Annotated in this window: 19 protein-coding genes; 11 read left to right on the forward strand and 8 right to left on the reverse strand. The window is 62.4% G+C overall.

What is annotated here, in order from left to right:
- Positions 1–197: 197 nt before the first annotated feature.
- The 3 genes from ACWF6P_RS06920 to ACWF6P_RS06930 are packed head-to-tail and all read right to left on the reverse strand — an operon-like array spanning position 198 to position 4,185.
- On the reverse strand, positions 198–1,883 hold the full coding sequence (locus tag ACWF6P_RS06920) for a class I adenylate-forming enzyme family protein (protein ID WP_452620500.1): 1,686 nt from the start codon (positions 1,881–1,883) through the stop codon (positions 198–200).
- A gap of 42 nt (positions 1,884–1,925) precedes the next feature.
- Positions 1,926–2,807 carry an acyl-CoA thioesterase gene (locus ACWF6P_RS06925; protein WP_452620501.1) on the reverse strand — a complete coding sequence of 294 codons (882 nt, stop codon included), beginning with the start codon at positions 2,805–2,807 and terminating at the stop codon, positions 1,926–1,928.
- A 10-nt stretch (positions 2,808–2,817) separates the two neighbouring features.
- Positions 2,818–4,185 (reverse strand): MFS transporter, encoded by a 1,368-nt coding sequence (locus tag ACWF6P_RS06930; protein WP_452620776.1) that lies wholly within the window; start codon positions 4,183–4,185, stop codon positions 2,818–2,820.
- 299 nt (positions 4,186–4,484) lie between these two features.
- Here ACWF6P_RS06930 and ACWF6P_RS06935 point away from each other — a divergent pair, with 299 nt between their 5' ends.
- The 11 genes from ACWF6P_RS06935 (at position 4,485) to ACWF6P_RS06985 (ending at position 16,355) form a co-directional block, all read left to right on the forward strand.
- Positions 4,485–5,651 (forward strand): thiolase family protein, encoded by a 1,167-nt coding sequence (locus tag ACWF6P_RS06935; RefSeq protein ID WP_378446646.1) that lies wholly within the window; start codon positions 4,485–4,487, stop codon positions 5,649–5,651.
- A gap of 35 nt (positions 5,652–5,686) precedes the next feature.
- Complete coding sequence (locus ACWF6P_RS06940; protein WP_452620502.1) at positions 5,687–7,219, forward strand: acyl-CoA synthetase; 1,533 nt, start codon at positions 5,687–5,689, stop codon at positions 7,217–7,219.
- Positions 7,220–7,381: 162 nt separating this feature from the next.
- On the forward strand, positions 7,382–7,834 hold the full coding sequence (locus tag ACWF6P_RS06945; RefSeq protein WP_452620503.1) for a MaoC family dehydratase N-terminal domain-containing protein: 453 nt from the start codon (positions 7,382–7,384) through the stop codon (positions 7,832–7,834).
- Between the two features lie 37 nt (positions 7,835–7,871).
- Entirely contained in the window at positions 7,872–8,675 is an 804-nt protein-coding gene (locus tag ACWF6P_RS06950) for an SDR family NAD(P)-dependent oxidoreductase (RefSeq protein ID WP_452620504.1), read from the forward strand.
- A 30-nt stretch (positions 8,676–8,705) separates the two neighbouring features.
- The gene (locus ACWF6P_RS06955; protein ID WP_452620505.1) at positions 8,706–9,833 is read left to right on the forward strand and encodes a CaiB/BaiF CoA transferase family protein; all 1,128 of its coding nucleotides are present in this window, start codon (positions 8,706–8,708) and stop codon (positions 9,831–9,833) included.
- Between the two features lie 19 nt (positions 9,834–9,852).
- Positions 9,853–10,656: an SDR family NAD(P)-dependent oxidoreductase gene (locus tag ACWF6P_RS06960; RefSeq protein WP_378531823.1), complete on the forward strand. Its 804-nt coding sequence runs from the start codon at positions 9,853–9,855 to the stop codon at positions 10,654–10,656.
- Between the two features lie 29 nt (positions 10,657–10,685).
- Entirely contained in the window at positions 10,686–11,873 is a 1,188-nt protein-coding gene (locus ACWF6P_RS06965; RefSeq protein ID WP_452620506.1) for a lipid-transfer protein, read from the forward strand.
- A gap of 1 nt (position 11,874) precedes the next feature.
- Positions 11,875–12,255: a MaoC/PaaZ C-terminal domain-containing protein gene (locus ACWF6P_RS06970; protein ID WP_378531819.1), complete on the forward strand. Its 381-nt coding sequence runs from the start codon at positions 11,875–11,877 to the stop codon at positions 12,253–12,255.
- Positions 12,256–12,279: 24 nt separating this feature from the next.
- Positions 12,280–13,437: an acyl-CoA dehydrogenase family protein gene (locus ACWF6P_RS06975; protein ID WP_452620507.1), complete on the forward strand. Its 1,158-nt coding sequence runs from the start codon at positions 12,280–12,282 to the stop codon at positions 13,435–13,437.
- Positions 13,438–13,486: 49 nt separating this feature from the next.
- A complete protein-coding gene (locus ACWF6P_RS06980) occupies positions 13,487–14,653 on the forward strand; it encodes a thiolase family protein (RefSeq protein ID WP_452620508.1) in 1,167 nt (388 codons plus the stop codon).
- Between the two features lies 1 nt (position 14,654).
- Positions 14,655–16,355 carry a class I adenylate-forming enzyme family protein gene (locus ACWF6P_RS06985; protein ID WP_452620509.1) on the forward strand — a complete coding sequence of 567 codons (1,701 nt, stop codon included), beginning with the start codon at positions 14,655–14,657 and terminating at the stop codon, positions 16,353–16,355.
- An 84-nt stretch (positions 16,356–16,439) separates the two neighbouring features.
- Here ACWF6P_RS06985 and ACWF6P_RS06990 read toward each other — a convergent pair whose 3' ends face one another.
- The 5 genes from ACWF6P_RS06990 to ACWF6P_RS07010 all read right to left on the reverse strand — a co-directional run bounded on the left by ACWF6P_RS06990 (position 16,440) and on the right by ACWF6P_RS07010 (position 21,334).
- On the reverse strand, positions 16,440–17,087 hold the full coding sequence (locus tag ACWF6P_RS06990) for a GntR family transcriptional regulator (RefSeq protein ID WP_378531811.1): 648 nt from the start codon (positions 17,085–17,087) through the stop codon (positions 16,440–16,442).
- A 28-nt stretch (positions 17,088–17,115) separates the two neighbouring features.
- Positions 17,116–17,883: an enoyl-CoA hydratase/isomerase family protein gene (locus ACWF6P_RS06995; protein WP_378629518.1), complete on the reverse strand. Its 768-nt coding sequence runs from the start codon at positions 17,881–17,883 to the stop codon at positions 17,116–17,118.
- Positions 17,880–18,950 (reverse strand): acyl-CoA dehydrogenase family protein, encoded by a 1,071-nt coding sequence (locus tag ACWF6P_RS07000; protein ID WP_452620510.1) that lies wholly within the window; start codon positions 18,948–18,950, stop codon positions 17,880–17,882. The genes ACWF6P_RS06995 and ACWF6P_RS07000 overlap by 4 nt, the downstream gene beginning before the upstream one ends.
- Entirely contained in the window at positions 18,947–20,074 is a 1,128-nt protein-coding gene (locus ACWF6P_RS07005; protein ID WP_452620511.1) for an acyl-CoA dehydrogenase family protein, read from the reverse strand. The genes ACWF6P_RS07000 and ACWF6P_RS07005 overlap by 4 nt, the downstream gene beginning before the upstream one ends.
- Before the next feature lie 111 nt (positions 20,075–20,185).
- Positions 20,186–21,334 carry a TetR/AcrR family transcriptional regulator gene (locus tag ACWF6P_RS07010; RefSeq protein WP_452620512.1) on the reverse strand — a complete coding sequence of 383 codons (1,149 nt, stop codon included), beginning with the start codon at positions 21,332–21,334 and terminating at the stop codon, positions 20,186–20,188.
- Positions 21,335–21,350 lie beyond the last annotated feature (16 nt).

Below are 21,350 nucleotides of genomic sequence, written 5' to 3' on the forward strand. Positions count from 1 at the left end.
CGCCGCCCGCGGCGCCGGGGCGGGGGGCGTGCGGTACAACCTCCCCGTAAACGCGCCGCCCGGCCCCGCCCCCGCGCCCCCCCCCCACCGCCACGAACGCACACACACTGGCTACCAGGATTCCACGCATGTTCGACACTCTCGCAGAAAGTACGCCGCGGCAGGACGGAATCGTCAGAGTTAACTGGACGATCGTCCTAGACCGCGTCTGCGGCGAGACTGTTGCGCAGTTCGTTCTTCTGTATCTTTCCCGTTGCGGTGACGGGTAGCCGCTCTACGAACCTGATCGAACGCACCTTCTGATACGGAGCCACCTTTGCGGCCACGTAGTCCGTCAACTCCCGTTCGAGCAATTGCGGGTCCGACACAGACTTGGACGCAAAGTCGTGGTTCAACTGAACGAAGGCCGTCACACGCTCACCGACCATTGGCGCCTTCTCGCCGACGACGGCCGCCTGCGCAACAGCAGGGTGCGAACACAGAATCTCTTCGAGCGGCTGCGGATAGACGTTGTAGCCCTTGTAGATGATCATGTCCTTCGACCGCCCTACCAGGAAAAGGTGCCCCGCCTTGTCCAGTCGCCCCATGTCGCCGGTCGCGAGCCAACCACCGCGGAACTGAACCGCAGTCAGTTCCGGCTGATTCTGGTACCCGTCGGCGATCTGCGGCCCGCGAGCCCAGACCTCACCGACCTCGCCGGGCTCGAGGACTGCCGAATTCTCGTCTCGGATCTCGAGTTCGGTGTCGAAGATCGCGACGCCGACGCTGTCCGGCGGCGTCGCGACAAGACTGTTCAAAGGCGCACCGGTCAGGCCCATCGTCGCTTCGCTCAAGCCGTATCCCTCTGTGACCCAGGCGTTGCCGAAAAACGATTGCAGGCTCCGCAGCGAAGTCGTGTCGAACGGGGCTGCACCGGAATTGATCGCACGCACGGAGGACAAATCGTGCGCTCCGATCTTGCTGCTCGCCAACAACGCGTAGTACATCGCGGGCGAGCCGGTGATGTGCGTGACGCCGAGGCGCTCGATGTCTGCCAACATCCGGTCCGGATCGAAGCGCCCGGTGAAGACAACGGTCGAACCGAGCAGTGTGCTGACGTTCTGTCCGACCAAGCCCAGACCGTGAAAGAGTGGCGCCACTGCGATGTTGACGCCTTCGCCCGGGACCAGCGCATGCGGACCGCGATCCGCGGCCGACTGCATTCGAAGCCCACCGAGTTCGGTGAGTAGCCCGGATCGCCAGGATGCCATCTGGATCACGTTCGAAACGAGGTTACGATTCAGTACGCGAACAGCTTTGGAGCGTCCGGTCGTACCACCGGTCAGCTGCAGATGAGCGACGAGTTCCGGATCCACGCGGTACGACGCCAACGGTTGCGCTTGCAGTAAATCGTCGAATGCACGGACTCGCTCCGGCAGAGCCGTTTCAGTCGCCGGCGCTGAGGGTGTCGTGGATACACACACCACTTCATCGACACACTGTGCATCCGCCGCCAGAACGATGCCGACGGATTCGGGATGCGAGATGACCACCCTCGCCTTCACATCGTCCAACTGATCGTGGAGACCGGCGGGCGGGAGAGTCGGATTGACCGGCGCCACAGCAGCACCCGCGCACAGTGCCCCGTAGTACGCCACGACGTACCACAGGTTGTTCGGCATATGGAGCGCCACGACGTCTCCCGGTTGTACTCCCAGTGCACGCAATCCCCCGGCCGCTCGTCGTGCATGGTCGTGCAACTCGGCGAAGGTGAGTGCAAGATCGCCGTCTTGCAGCGCAATTCGGTCAGGGTACGCGCGAGCAGCTCCCGCCAGAACTACGTCGATTCCCGTCGTCGGATAGTCGAGGCATCGAGGCATAACGGTCGGCCAGGCGAGCGTCATGAGTAGAACCTCCAGCTGTTCGGTATGGATGGAATGAATTTTCTAGTCGATCCGGCGGACCAGCGACTCTTGGACGACGGTGGCTACCAAATCTCCTTGCCTACTCCAGAAGTGCCCACTCGACAGACCCCGACCGTCGCAGGACGATGGGCTGCTCTGCGAGAAGAGCATCCAGTCGTCAGCACGGAAGGGTCGATGGAACCACACAGCGTGATCGAGGGAAGTCACGATCGCCCTGGATTGACCCTTGAGCATCGAGCGATGCGGTTGGATGTCCAGTGACGCTGTCGACGCCAATGTCATGTCGGAGCCGTATGTGAGGGCACAGACGTGAAGCAACGGATTGTCGGGCAAGGCCTGAGCGGGTTTGAGCCACACCGTCTGCTCTGAAAGTCCCGGTACTGCAGGGTGGTCCGATACCCGATCCTGCGGAACGAAGCGCAGGGACATCACTCGGACTGTTGTCGCGGCCTGGTACTCCTCAGGCCGCTCTTTCGCCCAGTGCTCGTACGGATCCGGAAGTTCCTCGGGTGGCGGCACTTCGGGCATCTCCAACTGCCGGTCCGCGCCGCCTTCGGGCAGTTTGAAGGAGGCCGACAACGTGAATATCGGTTCGCCATCTTGTCTCGCAGTGACTCGGCGGGAGCGATATGACCGCCCGTCTCGGAGTCGTTCCACCTCGTAGACGATCGGTTTCGTGGGATCGCCCGCACTGAGGAAATAACCGTGCAGCGAGTGCGCAAGATTTTCTGCTGGAACGGTACGGCCCGCGGCGGTCAGAGCCTGAGCCGCCACCTGCCCGCCGAACGCCCTCATTGGATGCCCGGCATGGCAGTAGCCTCGAAACTCGTTGCTGCTCAGCTGTTCCAAAGTGAGTAGACTCTCGAAGTCAGGCGAAACATGATGATCGAGTACGAAGGTCATCGCGATCGGCCTATCGGGCAGCAACAACGGGAGCGTTGGGGCGCACCAAGTTCTTGTCACGGGCAGGGTCGATGATGACGATGCCGACAACGGCCACGATGAGCGCAACCCCACCGAGGATCTGGAAGGCGGTCGCGTAGCCGTCGCCACCGTCGCCGGCCGTGTCGACGATGCGTCCCATCATGTACGGCGCGATGAAACCACCGAACGCCATGAGCGACAAGAACACCCCGAGTACCCCGGAAATTTGTTTGGGCGGGCACAATTCGCTCACACAGGCATTGAGAAGCGGCAGCACCGGAGTGCATATCGCATAGCCCAAGGACACCATGAACACAGCCATGACAGGTGTACTGACGAACGGCAGGAAGACCAACATCGTGCCGCCGATCAGCATGCCGACCGCAGGAAAGACCACCCGAGCAGCCCGCATGCTGACGCCTTTGGTGATGAGCCTGTCACTGAACCAAGTACTACTCAACATGATCGCAAGGCCGATAAGGCTGGGGATGGAGAACATCGATCCAGCCTGGAGTCGCGAATAGCCAAGGCCCAGTTCGAAGTACGACGGCAACCAGGTGAGGACTACCGCTGCCAGTGCATAGGCGGCGGCAATGAGCAGAACTCCGCCGATGAAGGTGCGGGTACGGAAGATGTGCAGCCAGGGCACAGCCGGCTCAGCGTCAGTCGCGGGCGCCATTGCCGTTGCCGTTGCCGGATCCGAGTCTTCAGGGCCCGAGTCGGCATCATCGGCCTTACCCGAGCCGCCACTGCGGCCGTATGGGCCTTCCTTCCACACTGCCAGCCACAGCACAGCCCACAACAGACCCGCGATCGCCAATGCGACCAGTGCAGAGCGCCAGCCCCAGGTGACGGCGACGTACGCGAGGATGGGCGCGATCGCAATCTTCGCGATCGACGCCGAGCAGGTCAGGACGGCTCCTGGTAGTCCGCGCCGCGCGGGCGCATGCCAGGAGTACGCGGCGGAGAACAGCAGGGGCGAGTTCGGCCCTTCGGCGAAGCCGAGAATCATCCGACTCACCAGCAGGGTCACGAAGCTGGCCGAGAGAATGAGGGGCAACATCGCCACGGACCACAGGACCACCAGCAGGACGAGCGCCCAGCGCAGTCCGAGCCACTTGTCGAGGGCGCCCGAGAGCAAGCCACCGAGCGAGAGCATCAGAAAAAAGGCACTACCGGTCAGACCGATGTCGGAAGCGGAGAGTCCCAACTCCTTGGCCAAAGGCTGAGCGATGATGCCGAGAACTGCTTTGTCGGCAAAGTTGATGACGTACATGGCGACCAGCACGCTGGTCATCCCCCAGGCCACTGTCCTGGATTCGCCTGCTTCTCCGAGCTTGGCCCGAGGCCGGTTCACCTGCTGTTCGAGTACCACTAAATCTCCTTGAACTGGTAAGGGAAGATTCGCCACGGATTCGCCATCGACGCCCGACATGACCGAGTCGGTGATGGGCATCACATCGTGAACTGAGCAGAATTCAACCACTAAAACAGCTTCCCAGCAAGCAATTCGGCAGATAATGTGAATTTGTCATAACTTGATGGAACACCAAGTATCGAATCTGGTCGCAATCGATTCAATAGTTAGCGCATATTCACTTACTCCCATCGCACACGAAGACGCCGACCTCAAAGTCAGTAACGAAGGAGCACGCCATGAACGACGCTGTCATCGTCGACGCAGTTCGCACACCGATCGGAAAGCGGAACGGAGGGCTGTCCGGGGTCCACCCGGTCGACCTGTCCGCGCATGTCCTTCGCGCCCTGAGCGAACGCAACGATCTCGACCCGAGCACAGTCGACGACGTCTTGTGGGGCTGCGTCAGCCAGGTCGGTGAGCAAGCCGGCGGCGTCGGCCGATACGCCGTGCTCGCCGCGGGCTGGCCCGAATCGGTCACCGGTGTGACCGTGGACCGAGCATGCGGATCCTCGCAGCAGTCCTTGCATTTCGCCGCGGCCGGAATCATCAGTGGCCACTACGACATCGCCGTCGCCGGTGGCGTCGAAAGCATGAGCCGCGTCCCCATCGGCTCCGCACGCAGCGCCACCCAATTCGGCAAGCCGTTCGGCCCGCTGGTCCGCCAGCGATACAACGGAGTGGAGTTCAACCAGGGTGTGGGCGCAGAAATGATCGCCGCGAACTTCGGGCTGACCCGAACCCAACTGGATCAGCATGCACTCGACTCTCACGAGCGAGCCGCCGCGGCCATCGACTCGGGCGCCTTCGAGAATCAGATCAGCCCGGTCAAGACGACGTCCGAGGACGGCACCGTGTCCGTCGTCGACACCGACGAGGGCGTCCGGCGCGGGTCGACTCTCGAGCGATTGGGCGCGCTCCCGACCCCGTTCAAGGACGACGGACGTATCACCGCTGCAAACTCGTCACAGATCTCCGACGGCGCCGCTGCGCTGCTGGTCACCAGTAGCGCGTTGGCGGCACGCAGAGGGTGGAAGCCGATCGCCCGAGTCCACACCGTGGCGTTGGCAGGCGTCGACCCGATAACCATGGCTACCGGCCCCATTCCGGCCACCGCCAAGGCGCTCGAGCGTTCGGGACTGTCACTGTCCGACATCGGGGCATTCGAGATCAACGAGGCATTCGCATCGGTCACTCTGGCTTGGCTGCAATCGACCGGAGCCGACTACACCAAGCTCAATCCCCTCGGCGGAGCGATGGCACTTGGCCATCCCCTCGGCGGTTCCGGCGCACGCTTGACGACGACTCTCGTACACCACATGCGCGACAACGGTATTCGGTACGGATTGCAGGCGATGTGCGAGGCTGGCGGTCAGGCCAATGCCATGATCCTGGAACTGATCTGAATCAGGCCACGCGCCCGGACCCTTGGAGGAAGCACATGCAACTGACTCAATTCGTTCACCGATCCATGCGGCAGGCCCCGGAAACCCCGATGACGGTGTTCGGAGATCGGGTCCGAAGCTGCCGGGAATCGGTCGAGCGAATCACGAAGCTGGCGGGTGGAATGCAGGCGATGGGTTTGCAACCCGGCGATCGCGTCGCGATTCTGGCATTGAATTCGGACTGGTACCACGAGGCGCTGATCGCCTGTTGGTGGTCGGGAGCAGTGGCCAGTCCCGTCAATACTCGTTGGAGCCCAGCGGAAATCACGTACGCGCTCGAGGATTCCGGCTCGACCTTCCTACTGGTAGACGACAACTTCGCTTCCATCGCGATCGCACTTCGCGAATCGTGCCCAAGTCTGGCAACCGTGATCTACTGCGGCGAAGGACAGGTTCCCGAAGGAATGCTCGACTACGAACTGGCGATCTCGGAATCGACTCCCGTTGCCGATCTACGCGTCGGTGGCGAGACCTTGGCGCTTCTTCTCTACACCGGCGGCACGACGGGCGTGCCGAAGGGTGTGATGGTCAGCCATCAATCTCTGATCACTTCGGCTTTGGGCACGCTCGCCGCGGGAAATGTCGCCGTCAGCGGCGGAGTGAACCTCGCGGTCAACCCTCTGTTCCACATCGCGGGGATAGTCGGATGGTTGGCGCAGTCGTTGATGGGCGGGACTCAGGTCTTCCTGTCGAGATTCAGTCCGGGCGTATTTCTCGAAGCAGTCGACCGCCATCGGCCGACGACTGTCGGCCTGGTCCCGACGATGCTTCAGATGTTGATCTCGCACGAGGACAAGACTTCCTACGATCTGACCAGTGTTCGGGTCCTGAGATACGGTGCATCCCCCATTTCTCCGACGCTCCTGGGTCAAGTCATGCACATGTTCCCCAACAGTGCCTTCGCGCAGGGCTACGGGATGACGGAAACCGCCCACATCAGTGTTCTCAGCCCCGCCGACCACCTGAGAGGCGGCGAGTTGCTCCGGAGCGCCGGTCGCATTCTTCCGCACTGCGAAGTCCGGATCGTCGATCCGGCCGGAACGGAACTGCCTCCGGGAGAGATTGGCGAAATCGTCACGTTCGGCAGTCACATCATGCTCGGATACTGGAACAAACCGACCGAGACCGCCGAGGTCTTACGCGACGGGTGGATGCACACGGGCGATGCGGGATACCTCGACGAGCGTGGTTACCTGTTCATCGTCGATCGCATCAAGGACATGATCGTCACCGGCGGCGAGAACGTGTACTCCACCGAGGTCGAAAATGCCTTGGCTCGACACGAATCCGTGGCAGCGTGCTCTGTCATCGGACTACCCGATTCCCGGTGGGGCGAACGCGTGCATGCCGTAGTAGTTCTTCGAGCGGAATCGAACGTCGACGCCGACTCACTGCGCGCGCATGTGAAGACCCTCATCGCCGGGTACAAAGTTCCTCGCACCTTCCAGTTTGTCGACGCGTTGCCGGTCAACGGTGCCGGCAAGGTACTCAAACGCGATCTGCGTGCATTGGCCGCAGCGCCGGAGTAGCCAATCTCCCAGCCAGGCGCGGAACCGACCATCACTTGCAGGGAGTTTTCAAATTCCTTGACAACTGCACCTATCTCGGTCAAAGTGAATATGCGCTAACCGCGATTCAAAACTCATTCATCAGCTGGCGGACACTTTCGCCCAGATTCCGAGGAGTTTGTCATGACCAGCCTCGACGCCGGAGTCATCGGCACCCGAATTCCCGAACACTCGGTACGGGTCGAGTGCGGACGGCTCGCCTTCTTCGCCCGCGCCACCGGTCAGGACGACCCGATCTACACCGACCGGAGCGCCGCCGAGCAAGCCGGACACCGCGACATTCCCGTCCCGCCGACGTTCTTGTTCTGCCTCGACATGGAGCGGCCGAATCCGTCCACGTTCTACGCAGATCTCGGAATCGACATCCGGACGATCCTGCACGGCGAGCAGGAGTTCACCTATCTCCAGACCGCTCATGCAGGCGACACCCTCTGTTTCTCCACTGCGGTCACGGATTGCTACGCGAAAAAGGGTGGTGCACTGCAGTTCCTGGTTCGCACCACCGAGGTGACACGTGAGGGAGAAGCGATAGCAACCCTTCGCTCCACCACGGTCATCCGTGATCCCCGAGCTTGAAAACACTCATTCCACCTAGACTGCAAGGACATCGAACATGGGCACTCTCGACGGCAAGGTCGCCATCGTCTCCGGTTCCGGCCGCGGTATCGGCCGTGACATCGCACTCCGTCTCGCTTCCGAAGGCGCATCCGTAGTGGTCAACGACCTCGATCCCGAACCCGCCCACGAAACGGTCGAAGACATCAAGGCCGCCGGTGGACACGCAATCGCTTGCGTCGGATCCGTGACGGACGACGATTTCGCCGAACGATTTGTCGGCACCGCGATCGATGCGTTCGACGGACTCGACATCATCGTCAACAACGCCGGATACACCTGGGACACCGTCATCCAGAAAATGACCGACGAGCGGTGGAACACCATTCTCGACGTCCATCTGAAGGCGCCTTTCCGCATCCTTCGGGCCGCCCAGCCGTACATCAAGGCCAACCCCACCGACTACCACCGCAAGGTCGTCAACATCTCCTCGGTGGCCGGCCTCTACGGAAACCCCGGACAGTCCAACTACGCAGCTGCAAAGGCCGGAATCGTCGGACTGACAAAGACTCTCGCCAAAGAGTGGGGTCGCTACAAGGTCAACGTCAACGCAGTTGCCTACGGGTTCATCCTGACTCGCATGACCGAAGCGGTTGCCGGCGACGATTCGTTTGTCGAGATCGGTGGCCGCAAGATCAAGGCCGGTGTCAGCGCCGCTGTCCTGGAACGAGTCAAGACGTCCAACCCACTCGGGCGCCCAGGTACTCCCGCAGAAGCTGCCGGCGCTGTGTACGTGCTCTGCACGCAGGACACCGACTACGTCAGCGGACAGTGCCTGACCGTCGATGCCGGCTCGCGCTAGTCTCCCTACCAGCGAAAGATGCCTATTTCCATGACGACTGACGCCAGTCCAAGCGGTCCGCTCGCGGGCCTTCGCATCGTCGAACTCGGCGGTATCGGTCCCGGCCCGTTCTGCGGAATGCTACTCGCCGATCAAGGCGCCGACGTGATCCGGATCGACCGAAGCACCGAGGCCGGAAACCAGTCCGGACATCCTGTGCTGCATCGCAACCGGCGTTCGGTAGCCCTCGATCTCAAGGATCCGCACGACGTCGACTCCGTCTTGAAGATCATCGACACCGCCGACGCCGTCATCGAGGGCTTCCGGCCGGGAGTCACCGAGCGTCTGGGGCTCGGCCCGGACACCTGCCTGGCCAGGAACCCGAAGCTCGTGTACGGCCGGATGACCGGGTGGGGCCAGGATGGGCCGCTGGCGCAGGAACCCGGCCACGATCTCAACTACATCGCCCTTACCGGCGCACTCGGAGCCATGGGAGCCCCCGGGGATGTCCCTCCGGTTCCGCTCAATCTCGTCGGAGACATGGGCGGTGGTGGAATGCTGCTCGCACTCGGCATCACGACCGCCATGCTGCGAGCACGAATCGACGGCCGCGGACAAGTGGTCGACGCAGCGATGACCGACGGCACCGCCGTCCAGTTGGCCTTGATCCACGGACTACTCGCGCGTGATCGCTGGGTGGACGAGCGGGCATCCAACATGTTCGACGGGGGCGCTCCCTTCTACCGGAACTATCGTTGCGCCGACGGCGGATTCATGGCTGTGGGTTGCGTTGAGCCACAGTTCTACGCCGCAACCATGAGAGTGCTCGGCCTGACCGAGGATCCACTGTTCGCACAGCAGCACAACAGAGATGTGTGGCCGGCGATGGCTGACCGACTTGCCGAATTGTTCGCGACCCGTACCCGCGACGAATGGGACTCTGCATTCGACATGCAGGGCGCCTGCGTCTCCCCGGTGTTGAATTTCGACGAAGCAGCGGCACACCCGCACAACGCCTTCCGCGCCACGTTCGGCACGTTCGGCGACGGGCACATCCAACCGAATCCAGCTCCGCGTTACTCCGATACACCGGCCGATGACCCGCGTCCCGCACCCGTCATCGGTCAACACACCGACGAAGTGCTCGCCGAAATCGGCGTAGTCACCGCCACACGCTGAAACCGAAAAGGATCGCATCATGGGAACACTCGACGGCAAGGTTGCCATCGTCTCGGGCTCGGGCCGCGGTATCGGCCGCGAAATCGCTCTCAAGCTCGCCTCCGAAGGCGCCTCGGTAGTGGTCAACGACCTCGATCCCGAGCCAGCCTCTCAGACTGAACATGACATCAAGGCCGCAGGCGGACAGGCCGTCTCGTGCATCGGCTCCGTTGCCGAGGACGGATTTGCCGAACGTTTCGTGGACACTGCCGTCGAATCGTTCGGTGGACTCGACATCATCGTCAACAACGCGGGATACACCTGGGACAGTGTGATCCAGAAGATGACGGACGAGCAGTGGGACACCATCCTCGACGTCAACCTCAAGGCACCGTTCCGAATCCTTCGCGCCGCTCAGCCGTTCGTCAAAGCCAATCCCACCGACTACCACCGCAAGGTCGTCAATATCTCGTCCACCTCGGGTGTGTTCGGCAATGCAGGACAATCCAATTACGGCAGCGCAAAAGCCGCCGTCGTCGGTCTCACCAAAACGCTGGCCAAGGAGTGGGGCCGTTACAAGGTCAACGTCAACGCGGTCGCCTTCGGCTTCGTTGTCACCCGAATGACCGAGGTGACTGCCGATTCCGACACCAAGATCACGATCGACGGCCGCGACATCCGTGTCGGAGTCAATCCCGACCGCATGGCAGCCATGGCAACCACTATCCCCTTCGGCCGTGGAGCAACCCCGGTGGAAGCCGCGGGCGCCGTATACCTGCTCTGCACACCGGAATCCGACTACGTCAACAGCCAGTGCCTGGTTGTCGACGGCGGACGAGTCTGACACCGACCCCTCGATCATTCGGAGAAACTATGAGCCGCAGAGCATTTGTAGCCGGGGTCGGCATGATCCCGTTCACCAAACCAGGTAAGAGTGACGACTACGACGTCATGGGCGCAAGAGCGGCCACCGCGGCGTTGAAGGACGCGGGCCTCGAGTACTCGAAGGTTCAGCAGGCCTATGTCGGATATGTGTACGGCGATTCCACGAGTGGTCAGCGAGCGTTGTACAACCTCGGCGAGACCGGCATCCCGGTGATCAATGTCAACAACAACTGCGCCACCGGTTCGACTGCACTCTGGCTGGCCCGTCAGGCAGTCGAGAGTGGCGCAGTGGAATGTGCTCTGGCGCTTGGCTTCGAGCAGATGCAGCCCGGAGCCCTCAAAGGCGCCTGGACTGATCGTCCGCGTCCGCTCGGTCGCTTCGACGAGGTACTCGAGGCTGCCGCCGGGATCGACACATCAGTTCCGCGGGCTGCGCAGTACTTCGGTGTGGCGGGTATCGAATACATGGAGAAGTTCGGCATGAAGGCCGAAATGTTCGCCAAGGTTCAGGTCAAGGCACGCAAGCACTCGGCCGACAACCCGTACGCGGTGTTCCGCACACAACTGACCGAAGAAGAAGTGATGGCTGCGCCGACACTCTTCGGCCCGGTCACCCGATACCAGGCGTGCCCACCAACCTGTGGCGCCGCGGCAGCGATCATCTGCACCGAAGAGTTCGCCCGCGCCAACGGACTTCGCACAGACGTCGCGATCAAGGCGCAGTCGATGACGTCCGATCTGCCCAGCACCTTCGACGAAGGAAGCATGATCAAGGCAGTCGGCTACGACGTCACCGCCTCGGCCGCTCGCAACGTCTACGAGGCCTCGGGCGTCGACCCCCGCGATATCAGGGTCGTCGAGCTTCACGACTGCTTCACGGTGAACGAGGTGCTCTGCTACGAGGCCCTCGGGCTCGTCGAAGAGGGCGGCGCCGAGCAGTTCATCCTGAGCGGCGACAACACCTACGGCGGACGAGTGGTAATCAACCCGTCCGGCGGCCTTCTGTCCAAGGGTCACCCACTCGGTGCCACCGGCCTGGCCCAATGCACGGAGTTGGTTTGGCAGCTTCGTGGCGACACCGGTCCACGTCAGGTGGACGGTGCAACCCTCGCTCTGCAGCACAACCTCGGCCTCGGCGGTGCCGGAGTCGTCACGCTCTACGAAAAGGTGAGCTGAGATGAATACCGGAGACACCCTGGACCTGACGGTCCCGAAGATCACTCGCACCACGCTGGCTCTGTACGCCGGGGCTTCGGGCGACCACAACCCTGTCCACATCGACATGGATGCCTGTGCGGCAGTTGGCATTCCCGACGTCTTCGCCCACGGCATGTTGTCCATGGCATACCTCGGACGACTTCTCACCGATCACTACGAGCAGGAGCGCATCCGTTCCTTCTCCGTCCGGTTCTCCGCGATCACTCCGGTGAACTCGACGCCGCAGTGCACCGGCACGGTCGTCAAGGTCGAAGACGGCCTCGGTCACCTCGATCTCACCATGACGCTGCCCGACGGCACCGTGACTTTGCGCGGTTCCGCAGTCGTCGCGGTCAACTAACCCTCCACGAGAAAGCAGGACGAGATGAAGCGCAACCTCTTCACCCAAGAGCACGAGGATTTCCGTGAAACGATCCGTACGTTCATCGCGAAGGAGGTCACGCCGTTCTACGCAGACTGGGAGCGTGACAACCGTGTGCCACGTGAGTTGTTCAGCAAGCTCGGCGATCTCGGTGTCATGGGTTTCGACATCCCCGAGGAGTACGGCGGAACCGGCACGATCAGCTACAAGTTCCAGGCGGTCATGGACGAGGAAACCTCGCGCGCAGCGGTGAGCTTCGGCCACTACACGGTCAGTACCGGAATCGTCCTGCCGTACCTCTTGCGTCTGGCGAACGAGGAACAGAAGCAGCGTTGGCTCCCGTCGATCGCCACCGGTGAGAAGACGCTGTGCATCGCCATGACCGAACCCGGTACCGGTTCCGATCTGGCCGGCATCCGTACCACCGCCAAGCTCTCCGCAGACGGCACGCACTACGTCCTCAACGGAGCGAAGACTTTCATCACGGGCGCGGTCAATTCCGAACTGTGCGTGGTGGTTGCACGCACGTCCGCGCCTGCAGAGGACGACCGCCGCTTCGGGCTGAGCCTGATGGTGGTTCCCACCGACGCACCCGGCTTCGAATACGGGCGCAAACTCGAGAAACTCGGCCTACGCGCCAGTGACACCAGCGAGCTTTCATTCACCGACGTCAAGGTTCCGGTTGCCGATCTCCTCGGCGAGCAGGACAAGGGATTCTCGTACCTGGGGCAGAACCTGCCGCGTGAACGCCTCTCGATCGGTAGTCGTGGCGTGGCATCTGCCCGTGCTGCAATCGAGTTCGCGAAGGCTTACGTCCAGGAACGCCAGGTGTTCGGCAAGCCCGTCGCAGCGTTCCAGAACACCAAGTTCGTTCTCGCAGAGTGCTCTGCCGAGGTCGAGGCCGCGCAGGCACTCGCCGATCGCGGCATCGAACTCGACGATTCAGGCGAACTCACTGCCGCCGACGCGGCGCGCATCAAGCTGTTCGGTACCGAGGTCGCCGCGCGCGTCATCGACAAGTGCCTGCAATTGCACGGCGGCTACGGCTACATGCTCGAGTACCCGATCGCACGCCTGTACGCGGACACTCGTGTGAGCCGTATCTACGGCGGTACAAGCGAAGTCATGAAGACGATCATCGCCAAGGACATGGGTCTGTAGAGACCAGAGCCAGATCTTCCCAGTCACACGAACGATCGAAGGAGTTCCCATGCGTGACGCAGTCATCGTCGACGCCGTCCGGACCGCAGTCGGTAAACGAAACGGTGCACTTTCCCGAATGCATGCAGTCTCGCTGTCTGCACATGTTCTCGAGGCCTTGGCCGATCGAGTAGATCTCGATCCGGCGCTCGTGGACGACGTGATCTGGGGCTGCGTCGGCACGCTCGGGATGCAGTCCGGTTGCATCGCCCGGTCTTCGGTCCTGGCGGCCGGTTGGCCCGAACATGTGCCCGGGGTTACCGTCGATCGCCAGTGCGGGTCGTCTCAGCAGGCAGTTCACCAGGCGGCCGCCGGCGTGATCTCCGGCCAGTACGACGTCGCAATCGCGGGCGGCGTCGAGATGATGAGCGCTGTCCCGATGGGCTCCGCGCGTGCGGACGCACGTTTCGGTGAGCCGCACGGGCCGCTAGTCTGGGAGCGCTACAACGGTATTCGATTCAACCAGGGCATGGGCGCCCAGATGATTGCCGAAAAGTACGGCATCTCGCGAGCTGAACTGGATCAGCATGCGCTGGATTCGCACGAGCGCGCTGCCGCGGCCGTCGACGAAGGTCGCTTCAAGGATCAGATCACTGCTGTGACAGTGACCGATGCCGACGGCCGCAGCACTGTCTTCGAGAAGGACGAGGGTGTGCGCCGCGGTGGCACCCTCGAAAAGCTCGGATCGCTCAAACCTGCTTTCTCCGAAAATGGTTCGATCACCGCCGGTAATTCGTCGCAGATCTCCGACGGTTCGGGCGCGCTGCTCGTGACCACCAGCGAGTTCGCGAAGTCCCAAGGTTGGACACCCATCGCGCGTATTCACACCGCGGTGGTCACCGGTACGGATCCGGTCACCATGCTCGAGGGTCCGATTCCGGCTACGGCGAAAGCTCTTGCAAAGTCCGGTCTCTCGATCGGTGACATCGGCGCGTTCGAGATCAACGAGGCTTTTGCCTCGGTGTCGCTCGCGTGGCTCCGTGAGACCGGCGCCGATTACGAACGCATGAACCCAAACGGTGGCGCGATGGCACTGGGTCATCCGATCGGCGGTTCCGGCGCACGTCTGATGACCACTCTGGTACATCACATGAGAGAGAACGGCATCCGCTACGGGTTGCAGTCCATGTGCGAAGGCGGCGGAATGGCCAATGCCACGATTCTCGAGCTGATCTGAGATGACGGCTACAGCGATCCAGAGCCCTGACATGAGTTCGAGTTGGCCACTCGGACTACCCCGAAGCTTGGAATATCCCGATTGTGGTGCCGATGCGATCCTGGCGGGAGCGGCCCGCTCGTACCCGGACCGCCTCGCGCTCGTCGACGGCGACACGTCACTGACCTACTCGCAATTGCATGATCGAGCGCTGCGCGTAGCGCAGGGTCTGCGGGAGCGCGGTGTCCAGCCGGGCGACGCCGTGGGACTGCACATGCCGAACTCGATCTGGTTCATCGTCGCGTACTACGGCGCACTGTGCGCCGGAGCAGCAGTGGCTCCGATAAATCCGGCGCAGCCCGTGGCCGAATTGAAGCGCCAACTCGACGACGTCGACGCCAAGGTCGTATTCACCCATCCATCCTGTGCTGCAACGGCAATCGAGGTCAACGCACTGTCCGCTCCGCCTCGCATCCTGGTACTGGTTCCGGGAGCCGGCGCGCAGTCCGGCCATTGCGAAGGTCTCTCCTCCATCACGGACCTCGCCTCGTCGAAACCACTGGCCGATTACCGGGTGGATCCCGAACTTGTTGCTCACCTGCAATTGACCGGCGGCACAACCGGAAAGTCCAAGGCCGTACGAGTACTGCACCGGAATCTCGTGGCCAACGTGCTCCAATCCGCCTGTTGGCGCTCCGGGCATCGAACCGAACTCGTCGACGGGGCACTTCTCGTTCGGCCGATCGACGGCGCAGTAACGCGTTACTCCATCGTTCCGGGTGAGGGCGCGTCGATCTCGATCGCGCCGCTGTTCCACGGCCTCGGTCTGGTCAGTCACAACTTCACCACCTTGCTCGGTGGCACGGTGGTACTCGGGACGCGCTTCGATCCGGATCGATTTCTCGCCGACGTCGACAAATATCAGGTGACGTACATCGGCGGGTCTCCCACCATGTACTACGCGTTGCTACGCGCACGAACCCTGCGTGAGCACGATCTGGGTTCGGTTCGGATTCTCGGATCCGGAGCAGCCCCACTCGACACGACGGCGATCCGTACACTGCGAGAGGTCTTTCCGAACGCACTCGTCACCGAAGGCTACGGGCTCAGCGAAGCAACAATGGGTCTGACGATGGGTTCACCGTGCGAAGAACGCCCCACCCCGTTGGGTAGCGTCGGCCTACCCTTCCCCGACACCGAGATTCAGATCCGCGACGAAGTCACCGAAGCTGTACTGGCACCGGGTGAGACCGGACAGATCTGGGCCCGAGGTCCGCAGATCGCCGACGGATATCACGACGAACCAGAACTCAGCGCCGGTCAGTTCATCGACGGTTGGCTTCATACCGGGGACATGGGTTGGCGTGACGAGCAGGGCAACCTGTTCATCGGTGGGCGCTCCAAGGACTTGATCATCTACAAGGGGTACAACGTCTATCCGCAGCCGCTCGAAGAGTTGGTGTGCTCGCACCCCGACGTACTGCAGGCGGCTGTGGTCGGTGCCCCCGACCAACTGGCAGGTGAGATTCCGGTGGCCTTCGTCGTGATCAACCCGGAGTCGGTCGATCGCGTCGAGCAGATTGCCACCGAGATCATGGATCACGTTGCCACGCAGGTTGCTCCGTACCAGAAGATTCGTGAGGTTTACGTACTCGACGAGTTGCCGTCGACCCAGACCGGGAAGATCCGTAAGAACGAGCTTCGAGACAGTCTGGCGCCCTGAGCGTTCGTCCGTCCCACGACTACAGCTGCGCGGTATCCGAGAGCTCTACGGATACCGCGCAGCTGTTCGCTCTCTCGTCAGCGTTCAGTGAGGTTGTCCACGGCCGAGCCGTCTCACGACCAGAGCTTCGGTAGCAGATCGGTGTTCGTCGCTGGCGCGGATCAGTTCGGCGGGATCCTGATCCCGGACGGCCTGGAGAATCCTGCCGTGGTCCTCGGAAACCTGCCGACGCGACGACGGTTCGTGGATGTACAGGGCACGGTAGAAGTCCGACATGTACCAGAGCCGATCCACTTCCTGCAGCACGCGCTGCAGGGGCGAATAGGAGAACAAGCGAAAGTGGAACTGACGGTTGGCTTCCTGAAACTCTGGCCCCTCCTCGCTCGGTTCGGCCTGGTCCACCCGCTCCTGGATTCGTTCCAATTCGGCGACGTCGACGCCACCGAGGTCTATGGACGCCAGGATCTCCGTTTCGAGCAGACGCCGCATCAGGTAGAGCTCGGAAAGGTCTTCACTACTGAATCTGGCGACGGTGTACCCGGTGTTCGACTTGTGTTCGAGGACTCCCTCTGCCTGCAAGGTCGAAAGTGCCTCGCGGACCGGGATTCTGCTGACGTTCAATCGCTCGGCAAGCTCGCTTTGGTGGACTTTCTGTCCAGGCAGCAGCTCACCCGAGACGATCATCTGCCGGATCTGTTGCAGGCAGCGTTGTGCACCGGTTGGTTCCTTCACGGTGGACACGATAGTGGTCGCGTCGACCTCACCTCGCGTTGAACTGCGGTTGCACTCGTGCGAGGTTGGCCTCGATGCCGGCGACGCAGTCTTCGGTCCCCCACAGAACAACCTGCTCCGCCAACTCCCGCTCGAGCACAGTGGCGACCTCGTCCCGCAGCCCTGCGCGCAACGTCGCCTTCATGGAGCGGACGGCCAACGGTGCACTCGAAGCAATTTCGTGTGCGTACGCGAGCGCCTCCTGCCGAATGTTCGCATCCTCAACCAGACGGTCCACCAAGCCGAGTTCGTGTGCCTGTGTGCCGGTCAGCCGCCGCGCCGTGTACAGCAGATCGGCGGCAGACTGTGCCGAGACGATTCGGGGCAAGGTGACGCTGAGCCCGAATCCCTGATGGAACCCCAACGCAGCGAAGTTCGCGTGCAACCGTGTCGACGGCCCGGCAACGCGAAAGTCCGCGGCGCAGGCAAGGCCGAGCCCACCGCCCACCGCGGATCCCTGCACTGCCGCAATCACGGGAACCGGAATCTCGAACAACCGCAACGCCTCGGTGTAGATCGCGCGTACCGTGTCGACACGATCGGGCCCCAGTCCCCCCTCACCGAAGTTCGCGCCGGCGCAGAAGTGTTTGCCTGCCGATGCGAGAACGATCGCTCGAACATCTCCGCCGCCCACGAGATCGGCTGCTGCATCGGCAATTTGCCGCAACAGTGCCTGATCGAAATAGTTGGCGGGTGGGCGTGAGAACTCGATGGTTCCTACGTGTCCGTCGATTTCCACGTGCACGGCGTCGGTCATGATTTCAGCTCCAAGGTCGGTTGCGGGTCGGTGATCAAGCGGGGCAGGGAGGGCGTTGCCGCGACGGCCGTTCCGAGTTGCGTCGCAAGCGCGATTTCGTCGCCGAACTCCGATCGCCAGGCTTGCAGTCGACGGGTGAGTTGTTGCAAGCGGTATTCGCGAGTCATCCCGATTGCACCGTGCGCCTGGTGGGCGGCGCGCACGCTCGCGAGCGCATTTTGCGAAACCACCAATTTGGTTGCACACACTTCGAAGTCGGCGTCGCGACTGGAGAGCGCATACGCAGTGCGATCCACTGCAAGGGTGGACATCGATGCCATCTGAGCGAGGGTGACGATGTGCTGCTGGACGGCTTGAAATTGCGCGATGGGCCTGCCGAACTGCACCCGCTCCGACACGTAGCGCCGGGTCAGCGTCGACACCGCCTCCATGGCTCCCGCCATCTGCACCGAACGCAGGAAGGCGCCGAGTCTACCGAGAATCCGGGGATCGACCGGGTTGTCACCGTCGACGGTCCGCGCTTCGGAGAACGTCAGGCTCTGACGCGGTTGCCCCGCAAAGTCCGTCCCGGAACCGATCTCGGCGTCAGAGATGTTCAGGAGTGCAACTCGATCACCGAGAACTGCCGCCAGCACTGACGCGGCGCTCCCCCACGGCACATCGTGAAAGGTTCCCGATACCAGGCCGTCGCTGGTCCGGCGCGCATCGTCGCGCTGCGATCTCGGGGCGACGGTTGCGATTCCGGAGGGCACCGGTAGCCCGGCCGCTGCTGCCAGTCTGCCGGCAAGGTACGTCTCGGCGAGGGGCAACGGCGCAGCGTGCCTCGCGGCAGCGCGCTGCACAGTCACGGCGTCGAGGAGCGAGCCACCGGAACCACCTGCAGATTCGGGAAGACCGACCAGCGGCAACCCCAGTTCCACTGCCGCGTCCCATAAACCGGTGGGCAGACCGTCGATCTCGGCCTGCGCTACCACCTCGGTGCCGGACTTCTCGGCGAAAAATTGCTCGACCATCGCTTCGAGGTCGGCGTCGAATGTGTGAGCGTTGATCTCTGACCCCGAATTCATCGGTTCAACCCTTTCACGATCACGGTGCGGAGAATTTCGTTGGTGCCGCCGCGAATCGACCACGACGGCGCCACCAGCACGGCCCGGGCGAGCAGTGATTCGTACGGATCGTCGGATGCAAGGTCTGGCGCCCGGCCGAGGTGCCGCGCGACGGTCGCAACACAGTCCTGTTCGAAGCGTGTTGCCATCTCCTTGATCAGCGCGGCCTCCGTGACCGGCGAGCGACCGGCGTCGACCATCCGTGCAATGGACAGCGACATCCCGCGAAAAGCCCAGCAGCGTGCGGCAATCGAGCCCAGATCGGCGAGGGCAGCGGGACCGCCCCGCGCCGCTTGGTTGGCTGCCCAGTTCTCGAGTACCGGCATCAGCGACATCCAACGGTCGACGCCACCTCGCTCGAGTGCGAGTTCACCGGTGTTTTGTCCCCAGCCCGCTCCGACGTCTCCGAGGCGACGCGAGTCCGGCACGAAAACGTCCTGGAACGACACCTCGCAGAAGTCCTCGCTTCCGTCGATGAACGGAATGGGTGAGACGGTCAGGCCCTCGCTGTCACGATCGACGATCAGCTGAGTGAGTCCGTTGTGCTTGTCTGCCGAGGTTCGAAGCAGGGCCAGTATGTGTGTGGCGTGGAAGGCGCCGGTGGTCCAGATCTTGGTGCCGTTGACTTTCCAGCCACCATCGACACGTTCGGCGCGAGTGCGTACCGATGCCAGGTCCGAACCAGAGTCGGGCTCACTCATCCCGATCGAGAACGAGAACTCACCGCTCGCGATGCCGGGAAGGAAGTACCGCTTCTGTTCTTCCGTGCCGTTGGCGGCGATGCTCGGACCCGACTGTCTGTCTCCGATCCAGTGATAACCGACCGGCGCTCCCCGCGCGAGAAGTTCTTCCACGACGACCAATCGATCCACTGCTGACCGTCCGCCCCCGCCGTATTCCTTCGGCAGCGACATGCCGAGCCACCCACGGCTACCAAGATCTCGCGAGAACACCGGATCCACCGCCCCGGACATCCCGAGTCCGAGTGGATAGCTACCGGGGGTGAGCCGCTGGTCCAGGTACTCCCGTACTTCTGCCTGAAGATCGAGTTCCTCGATCGTCAGTTCTGTTGCGTCGAAACGCATGGACGTCTCCGATCAGTTGAATTCATCGACTAGGTTCGAGAAGAACGTATACAAAAATGTATACCATCTTGAATGTGACTGTCCGCCAACAGCACCCGCCTGATTGCGCGGCTAACTGCCCAGCAGGACGGCGGAGCCGATCTCGAACAGGCGCTCAGGCAGGTCGTCACGACGACGTAGTCGACCGATACGCACGGCGTTCTCCACGACCGTCAGAGCGGCGTTGACGGTGATTCTGGCCGTCGCGGGTTCGAGTCCCGGACGAACGTCGTCGAGCATCTTGACCCACAACGCGACGTACTCACGCTGATTCTGTTCACACGTGCGGCGGAACTTGTCCGGCAATTGGTCGAGTTCACTGATCAACAACCCGATCAGGTGACGCTCGTTGATTGCGAAATCAATATGTGCTGCAAGCAATCCGGACAACGCGTCCTCCGGCCCGGTTGCCGCGGCGAGCGCCTGCGCGACACCGATCCGTCGCCTCTCGCCGCCTCTCGAGACCGCCGCGATCAGAAGGTCGATCTTGGCATCGAAGTGGTTGTACACATTGGGGCCCGTAGTTCCGGCAGCCTCACCGATATCCTCGGTGTTGACCGCCTGATACCCACGCTCGTCGAACAAACGAATGGCTTCGGTCAACAAGAGTTCACGCCTCGGCATCGCCACCGGAACGTGACCGGTCGGCGTCTCCACCTTCACCTCGGAGTGGCCGAGTTCCGTATGCACCGCCCGCTCCGCCAACTCTGCCAGCAGCAGTTCCATCTGACGTCTCGGCAGGGACACCCGGTGCGAGGACACGCTGTTGAAGACGGCAATGAGAGCCCAGGCGAGCAGATAGCTGTCTTCCTCGTCGAGTTCGGGACGTTCCGTTCGGATCAGCGCAGCGTCGCGTGCGGCAGCGCTCTTGAGCGTCGCGCGCATTTCCTCCCGTTGCTCGTCAGGTAGGTAGCGAGCTTCGCGTTGCCACAGGAGCGAGAGCCCTCGACGACGAGATACCGACGCCGCAAGCTCGGCGATCAGCGATTTCAGATCCTCGGACCCGGCGACTCGATCGTAGAGCGATTCGATGCCGGCGTTGACCGCGGCGTAAAGCAGATCCGGCTTGTTCTTGAAGTGCCGATAGAGGGCCGGCGCCGTGATTCCGACTGCCGCAGCCACCTGCGCAACGGACACGTTGTGATAACCGCGCTCACGAAAAAGCTCGCCTGCAGCAGCAAGAATCTGCTGCTTACGGTCGTGGGGCCGACGTACGACCATCGTGACTCTCTCCTTC

This window comes from Rhodococcus sp. NPDC055024 (assembly GCF_053608585.1).

Coding starts and splice junctions, on each gene's coding strand:
- ACWF6P_RS06920 (WP_452620500.1), bottom strand. CDS start 1,883: ATGACGCTCGCCTGGCCGACCGTTATGCCTCGATGCCTCGACTATCCG.
- ACWF6P_RS06925 (WP_452620501.1), bottom strand. CDS start 2,807: ATGACCTTCGTACTCGATCATCATGTTTCGCCTGACTTCGAGAGTCTA.
- ACWF6P_RS06935 (WP_378446646.1), top strand. CDS start 4,485: ATGAACGACGCTGTCATCGTCGACGCAGTTCGCACACCGATCGGAAAG.
- ACWF6P_RS06940 (WP_452620502.1), top strand. CDS start 5,687: ATGCAACTGACTCAATTCGTTCACCGATCCATGCGGCAGGCCCCGGAA.
- ACWF6P_RS06945 (WP_452620503.1), top strand. CDS start 7,382: ATGACCAGCCTCGACGCCGGAGTCATCGGCACCCGAATTCCCGAACAC.
- ACWF6P_RS06950 (WP_452620504.1), top strand. CDS start 7,872: ATGGGCACTCTCGACGGCAAGGTCGCCATCGTCTCCGGTTCCGGCCGC.
- ACWF6P_RS06955 (WP_452620505.1), top strand. CDS start 8,706: ATGACGACTGACGCCAGTCCAAGCGGTCCGCTCGCGGGCCTTCGCATC.
- ACWF6P_RS06960 (WP_378531823.1), top strand. CDS start 9,853: ATGGGAACACTCGACGGCAAGGTTGCCATCGTCTCGGGCTCGGGCCGC.
- ACWF6P_RS06965 (WP_452620506.1), top strand. CDS start 10,686: ATGAGCCGCAGAGCATTTGTAGCCGGGGTCGGCATGATCCCGTTCACC.
- ACWF6P_RS06970 (WP_378531819.1), top strand. CDS start 11,875: ATGAATACCGGAGACACCCTGGACCTGACGGTCCCGAAGATCACTCGC.
- ACWF6P_RS06975 (WP_452620507.1), top strand. CDS start 12,280: ATGAAGCGCAACCTCTTCACCCAAGAGCACGAGGATTTCCGTGAAACG.
- ACWF6P_RS06980 (WP_452620508.1), top strand. CDS start 13,487: ATGCGTGACGCAGTCATCGTCGACGCCGTCCGGACCGCAGTCGGTAAA.
- ACWF6P_RS06985 (WP_452620509.1), top strand. CDS start 14,655: ATGACGGCTACAGCGATCCAGAGCCCTGACATGAGTTCGAGTTGGCCA.
- ACWF6P_RS06995 (WP_378629518.1), bottom strand. CDS start 17,883: ATGACCGACGCCGTGCACGTGGAAATCGACGGACACGTAGGAACCATC.
- ACWF6P_RS07000 (WP_452620510.1), bottom strand. CDS start 18,950: ATGAATTCGGGGTCAGAGATCAACGCTCACACATTCGACGCCGACCTC.
- ACWF6P_RS07005 (WP_452620511.1), bottom strand. CDS start 20,074: ATGCGTTTCGACGCAACAGAACTGACGATCGAGGAACTCGATCTTCAG.
- ACWF6P_RS07010 (WP_452620512.1), bottom strand. CDS start 21,334: ATGGTCGTACGTCGGCCCCACGACCGTAAGCAGCAGATTCTTGCTGCT.